General features: G+C 32.0%; 8 protein-coding genes. 6 read left to right on the top strand and 2 right to left on the bottom strand.

The features are described 5' to 3' along the window. Position 1: 1 nt before the first annotated feature. The 6 genes from KHA90_RS25885 to KHA90_RS23430 all read left to right on the top strand — a co-directional run bounded on the left by KHA90_RS25885 (position 2) and on the right by KHA90_RS23430 (position 4,740). Entirely contained in the window at positions 2-88 is an 87-nt protein-coding gene (locus tag KHA90_RS25885) for an IS3 family transposase (protein WP_393054197.1), read from the top strand. A gap of 321 nt (positions 89-409) precedes the next feature. Beyond that, the gene (locus KHA90_RS23450) at positions 410-1,471 is read left to right on the top strand and encodes a 3-oxoacyl-ACP synthase III family protein (protein ID WP_213307626.1); all 1,062 of its coding nucleotides are present in this window, start codon (positions 410-412) and stop codon (positions 1,469-1,471) included. A 164-nt stretch (positions 1,472-1,635) separates the two neighbouring features. After that, a complete protein-coding gene (locus KHA90_RS23445) occupies positions 1,636-2,163 on the top strand; it encodes a methyltransferase (protein WP_213307622.1) in 528 nt (175 codons plus the stop codon). A gap of 139 nt (positions 2,164-2,302) precedes the next feature. Beyond that, positions 2,303-3,151, top strand: a complete 849-nt coding sequence (locus tag KHA90_RS23440; protein ID WP_213307620.1) for a glycosyltransferase — start codon at positions 2,303-2,305, stop codon at positions 3,149-3,151. An 81-nt stretch (positions 3,152-3,232) separates the two neighbouring features. Beyond that, positions 3,233-3,979 carry an MlaE family ABC transporter permease gene (locus tag KHA90_RS23435; protein ID WP_213307618.1) on the top strand — a complete coding sequence of 249 codons (747 nt, stop codon included), beginning with the start codon at positions 3,233-3,235 and terminating at the stop codon, positions 3,977-3,979. After that, complete coding sequence (locus KHA90_RS23430; RefSeq protein ID WP_213307609.1) at positions 3,979-4,740, top strand: ABC transporter ATP-binding protein; 762 nt, start codon at positions 3,979-3,981, stop codon at positions 4,738-4,740. The genes KHA90_RS23435 and KHA90_RS23430 overlap by 1 nt, the downstream gene beginning before the upstream one ends. A gap of 156 nt (positions 4,741-4,896) precedes the next feature. Here KHA90_RS23430 and KHA90_RS23425 read toward each other — a convergent pair whose 3' ends face one another. Beyond that, positions 4,897-5,499: a SprT-like domain-containing protein gene (locus KHA90_RS23425; protein WP_213307601.1), complete on the bottom strand. Its 603-nt coding sequence runs from the start codon at positions 5,497-5,499 to the stop codon at positions 4,897-4,899. Between the two features lie 80 nt (positions 5,500-5,579). Next, on the bottom strand, positions 5,580-6,257 hold the full coding sequence (locus KHA90_RS23420; protein WP_213307599.1) for an SDR family NAD(P)-dependent oxidoreductase: 678 nt from the start codon (positions 6,255-6,257) through the stop codon (positions 5,580-5,582). Positions 6,258-6,260: the final 3 nt, after the last annotated feature.

Raw genomic sequence — 6,260 nt, 5'->3', positions numbered from 1 at the left:
TATAGACTATTATAATAATGATCGAATAAAACTTAATCTAAAAGGAATGAGCCCGATACAATATCGAGCTCATTATTATCAAATTTAATTATAAATTCGTCTAAACTTTTGGGTGCAGTCCAATCTTTCGGGTTTATTTTTGTTTCAGGTTTCAAGTTTAGGTTCTGTAACTAACTTTTTAAGTTCCCGTAAAAACTTGAAACCTTAAACCTGAAACAAAAAAATTAACTACAATAAGAATCTCAAACGTTTGAAATCTCGGTTAAACTCAAAAATCATTAAAAAATAAACAATAAATCCGATAAATAATTATTATTTCATAATTATATGCATGCATAGTATTTTTTATGATAGTTATCATAAATTTATTTATAATTTAGCGATAAATTTACCGGATAATTCAGGAGTAATGAAAATAAAAATAATTGGCATAGGAAGTTATATTCCAAATAAAGAAGTAAGCAATACAGATTTTGGTGATCATGTTTTTTTAAACGAAGACGGAACTCCATTTGCTTATCCTAACGAAGTTGTAATTAAAAAATTTAAAGGTATTACGGGAATCGAAAATCGCCGTTATGCCGAAGATCATCATACCTCATCTGATTTAGCTTTTTTTGCTGCCGAAAGAGCAATCGAAAATGCTAAAATCGATCGTGAAACTTTAGATTATATTATTTTTGCCCATAATTTTGGCGATGTAAAATCGGGTACACATCAAACAGATATTTTACCAAGTTTAGCGACTCGTGTTAAAAACAAATTAGATATAAAAAACCCAAAATGTGTCGCTTACGATATTCTTTTTGGATGTCCGGGATGGATTGAAGGCGTTTTGCAGGCAAATGCGTTTATCAAATCCGGAATGGCAAAAAGAGTTCTGGTAATTGGTGCAGAAACTTTATCAAGAGTTGTTGACGATCATGATCGTGATTCAATGATTTATTCTGATGGTGCAGGTGCTTCAATTTTAGAAGCTTCTGATGATGAAGAAACTGGTTTGTTATCTTACGAAAGTGCTACTTATGCAAATGATGAAGCTAACTTTTTATACTTCGGAAAATCATACAATCCAGATTTAGATCCGGATATTAAGTATATTAAAATGTATGGCCGAAAAATTTACGAATTTGCATTAAGCCAGGTTCCATGCGCAATGAAAAGCTGTCTTGATAAAAGCGGAATTGGAATTGATGATGTAAAGAAAATTCTGATTCACCAGGCTAATGAAAAAATGGACGAAGCGATTGTTGCTCGTTTCTACAAATTATACGACAGAACGGCACCGGAAAACATTATGCCAATGAGTATTCATGATTTAGGAAACTCAAGCGTTGCAACAGTTCCTACTTTATATGACTTATTAATTCAGGGAAAATTAGAAAATCACGAAATCAACAAAGGCGATGTTGTAATTTTTGCTTCTGTTGGAGCAGGAATGAACGTAAATGCTTTTGTATATAGATATTAATAAGTTTACAGTCGCAATCACAGTTTTCAGCTACTGAATACTGTGACTGTAAACTGTGACTGAAAACTTAAAAAAGTCCGTATTTTAAAATGCGGACTTTTTAGTATATTTGCGACCTAATTATAAATCAAGAACGAGAGATTGTTTCGTTCCTCGCAACGACTATGTACGAAAAAACGTTTCCGAATAAAAGATTCAAACTTACTTTAGAGTTTTTACAAAAACACGTTAAAACATCAGAAACCATTTTTGATTTTGGTGTTCCAAATCCATTTTCTAAAATAATGGAAGAAAATGGTTATACCGTAAAAAACACAAAAGGTGAAGATTTAGATAACGATCAAACTGCGTTACAAACACAGGAATATACCGTTTTTACTGCATTTGAAATTTTCGAACATCTTCTAAATCCTTACACAGTTCTGGAAAATGTAAAATGTGATAAATTACTAATTTCAATTCCGTTACGTTTGTGGTTTTCTCCGGCATATCGTTCTAAAACAGATATGTGGGACAGACATTACCATGAATTTGAAGATTGGCAATTAGACTGGCTTTTAGAAAAAACAGGCTGGAAAATTATTGACAGACAAAAATTTACGCATCCGGTAAAAAAACTAGGATTTAGACCCTTATTAAGATATTTCACTCCAAGATATTATATTGTAGTTGCTGAGAAAATAAAAGCTTAAACAAATTTCAATCCCGACAGCTATCGGAATAAATTCCAAATTCCAATTTGAACCAGCTTTAAATTGGAATTTGGAATTTTAGAAAATTGGAATTTATTCTAAGAATTGGAATTTGGAATTTAAAAAATTGGAATTTAAAATGAAATATTACATCGTTATTCCCGCGCACAACGAGCAAGACCTTATTGGTTTAACCTTAGATTCTTTAGTTTCTCAAACTGTTTTACCCGCAAAAGTTGTTGTTGTAAATGACAATTCTACAGATAAAACAGAAGAAATTGTGTTGGGATATGCAAAAAAATATCCATTTATTTCTGTAGTAAACAAAACTTCGGATGCAATTCATATGCCGGGAAGCAAAGTAATTCAGGCTTTCCAGAAAGGTTTTGAAACGTTGGATTCTGATTATGATATTATCGTAAAAATAGACGGCGATTTAATTTTTCCCAGTAACTATTTCGAAACTATTATTAAACATTTTGAATCTGATCCAAAAATTGGAATGGTTGGCGGATTTTGTTATATAGAAAAAAATGGCGACTGGATCTTAGAAAACCTAACCGATAAAGATCATATTCGCGGTGCATTAAAAGCATATCGAAAGGAAACTTATCAGCAAATTGGGGGTTTAAAACCTTCTATGGGTTGGGACACTGTTGACGAATTACTATGTAAATATTATAACTGGAAAATAGTTACCGACGAATCTTTACATGTAAAACACCTTAAACCAACTGGCGCAAACTACAACAAAACAGCACGTTATAAACAAGGCGAAGCCTTTTATACGTTAGGATACGGTTTTACAATCACAGCAATTGCATCTGCAAAACTGGCGATGATGAAGAAAAAACCATTTTTATTTTTTGACTATATCAGAGGGTTCTGGAAAGCAAAAAAAGCAAAAACTCCTTTATTAGTTACTCCGGAACAAGCTAAATTTATTAGAAATTACCGTTTGCAGAAAATGAAACAAAAGTTAATTTGATTAGGAAAACAACCGAAATTCGTTAACTCATAACCCAAAACTCGTAACTTCTTTTTACCTTAGCCAATATTTGTAAAACTTATGATGCTAATTCGTTATTTATCCCAAATAGGGAGATATTTTTTAATGCTGAAAGAAATTTTCAATAAACAGACCAAATGGCCTGTTATGAAAAGTTTAATTTTAAAAGAAATCGATGATTTAATTATTGATTCTCTTGGAATCGTTTGCTTTATTTCCTTCTTTATTGGAGGAGTTGTTGCGATTCAAACTGCTCTGAATTTAACTAATCCATTAATTCCAAAATATTTAATTGGTTTTGCTACACGTCAATCCGTAATTCTGGAGTTTGCCCCTACTTTTATATCTGTTATTATGGCAGGTAAAATGGGATCTTACATTACTTCAAGTATTGGAACAATGCGTGTTACTGAGCAAATTGACGCTTTAGAAGTTATGGGTGTTAACTCATTAAATTATCTTGTATTCCCAAAAATAGTAGCTTTACTAATGTATCCTTTTGTAATTGGAATTAGTATGTTTTTAGGTGTTTTTGGCGGATGGCTTGCTTGTGCATACGGTGGATTTTCTACTAGTGAGGATTTTATTCAGGGTGCTCAAATGGAATTTATCCCTTTTCATATTACTTACGCCTTTATCAAGACTTTAATATTTGCAATGTTATTAGCTACAATTCCTTCTTTTCACGGATATTACATGAAAGGTGGCGCACTTGAAGTTGGTAAAGCAAGTACAGTTTCATTTGTATGGACATCGGTTTGTATTATTCTTTTTAATTATATATTAACTCAATTATTATTAGGATAATGATAGAAGTAAAAAACATAGAAAAATCATTTGGTGACAGTAAAGTTTTAAAAGGTGTTTCAACAGTTTTTGAATCTGGAAAAACCAACTTAATTATTGGGCAAAGTGGATCAGGAAAAACAGTTTTATTAAAAACGTTATTAGGAATTCATACTCCTGATTCAGGGACTATTGAATTTGACGGACGCATTTATTCTGAATTGAATCCAGATGAAAAGAGAGAATTAAGAACTGAAATTGGAATGGTTTTTCAAGGAAGCGCTTTATTTGATTCGATGACTGTTGCAGAAAATGTAGCTTTCCCTTTAAAAATGTTTACCAATGATAACAAAGCCAAAATCAAAGAACGTGTTGATTTTGTTTTAGAAAGAGTAAACTTAGTTGATGCACATCAAAAATTACCTTCGGAGATTTCAGGAGGAATGCAAAAGCGTGTGGCAATTGCACGTGCTATTGTAAACAATCCAAAATATTTATTTTGCGATGAACCCAACTCTGGTTTAGATCCAAACACGTCTACTTTGATTGATAATTTGATTAAAGAAATTACCGAAGAATATAATATCACAACCGTTATTAATACGCACGATATGAACTCGGTAATGGAAATTGGAGAAAATATTGTTTTCTTAAAAAAAGGATTAAAAGCGTGGCAAGGAACTAAAGAAGAAATTTTTAGAACGGATAATAAAGATATTGTTAAGTTTGTTTATTCTTCAAATCTATTTAAGAAAGTACGTGAAGCTTATTTGAAAGGATAGTTTAAATATTTAAATTCCAAATTCCAATTCTGTTGGAAAACTCAATAAAAAAATTCCAACTTCCAATACTGTAGCAGTTGGAATTTGGAATTTTTTTATTGGAATTTCCTTTTTATGATTGGAATTTGGAATTTTTTTATTGGAATTTAATTTTACTTAATTAGAATTTATAAGCTCAACCTCAGCATTTGGATTAAAAAGATATGTTTTACCGGAGCTGATTTCAATACATTCAAAACGTTTTGTTCGAACAGCTAATTTCTTGAATATTTTTCCGTTTTTAATTCTGAAAACACTTCCATACGGAATTTCAAAAACGTAGTTTTTATCATTTCCTGCATCATATTGTTTTAATGCAAGAGACAAAGTTGTATCTGTGTCGCTGCTTGCAGATGGATTTTTAAAATGTCGCGCTAATAACGGCAATAAACCACCCGGAAAAATCTCCGGACGTATAAAAGGAATCATCATACGCTGAAAAGTATGCTTCCATTCATTTCCGTGAGGTTTTATATTTCGCCCAAATTTTTCAAACGCCACTAAATGAGAAATCTCATGAATAAGCGTAATTAAAAAACGATATTTATTTAAACTCGAATTTACCGTAATCTCATGTTTTCCGCTCGGTCCTCTCCTATAATCTCCATGACGCGTTTGACGCTCATTTACGATTTTTAGATGAACCTGATTATTAACAATCAAATCAAATACAGGCTTAACAGCGTGTTCCGGTATATATCTTGCTAGAGTTTCGTTCACAATAATTATGAATTATTAAGTATGAGTTATGAGTTTAATATTGAGATTGGAATTTGGAATTTTTAAAATTGGAATTTCAACTAAGGATTAGTAGAAGAAACTTCTAAAACTTTCCCATTGTAATATTTATTTCCGTTAAGAGTGAAATCGTAAATGTAAGTTGCCATTCCTTCGGCAGAAATTGGCGCCTGATAACCGGGGAAAGCTTCTTGCAGCATTTCTGTCTGAACTGATCCTAATGCTAAAACATTGAATGAAATTCCTTGCTCCTTATATTCTTCTGCTAATAATTCGCTTAGCGTAATTACAGCTCCTTTACTTGAACTGTAAGCAGCTAATCCGGCAAATTTAAGACTTCCTCTTACTCCGCCAATTGAACTTATGGTTACAACATGGCTTCCTTTTTGAAGATATGGCAAACAAATTCTGGTAAGGTTTGCCACTGCAAAAACATTCACTTTATAAATACTTTCAAAATCAGCCTGAGTGGTTTCAGCGAATGGCTTTAATAACAAAGCTCCGGCATTATGAACTACTGCATCAACTTTTTTCCAGGTTGAAGATAAAAAATTATCTACTTCCAGCAAAGCAGTTTCATCTGCCAAATCAACTGAAAGGCAAGTAATATTTTGATGTTCTAAAAGCGTTTGAGGTATTTTTCTGGAAATGGCTAAAACCTGATTTCCGGCATTAGCAAATTGTAATGCTAATTCGTAACCAATTCCTCGACTGGTTCCGGTAACAATAATATTTTTCATAAA

Origin of the sequence: Flavobacterium psychroterrae (genome assembly GCF_018380615.1) — a bacterium.
Classification (GTDB): Bacteria; Bacteroidota; Bacteroidia; order Flavobacteriales; family Flavobacteriaceae; genus Flavobacterium; species Flavobacterium psychroterrae.
The sequence above is the reverse complement of the archived record's forward strand: the minus strand, read 5'-3'. Positions and strand labels throughout refer to the sequence as shown.

Excerpts from the sequence above, each read along its gene's own strand:
- KHA90_RS23450 (WP_213307626.1), top strand. The coding sequence starts at position 410 with ATGAAAATAAAAATAATTGGCATAGGAAGTTATATTCCAAATAAAGAA.
- KHA90_RS23440 (WP_213307620.1), top strand. The coding sequence starts at position 2,303 with ATGAAATATTACATCGTTATTCCCGCGCACAACGAGCAAGACCTTATT.
- KHA90_RS23430 (WP_213307609.1), top strand. The coding sequence starts at position 3,979 with ATGATAGAAGTAAAAAACATAGAAAAATCATTTGGTGACAGTAAAGTT.
- KHA90_RS23435 (WP_213307618.1), top strand. The coding sequence starts at position 3,233 with ATGATGCTAATTCGTTATTTATCCCAAATAGGGAGATATTTTTTAATG.
- KHA90_RS23445 (WP_213307622.1), top strand. The coding sequence starts at position 1,636 with ATGTACGAAAAAACGTTTCCGAATAAAAGATTCAAACTTACTTTAGAG.
- KHA90_RS23420 (WP_213307599.1), bottom strand. The coding sequence starts at position 6,257 with ATGAAAAATATTATTGTTACCGGAACCAGTCGAGGAATTGGTTACGAA.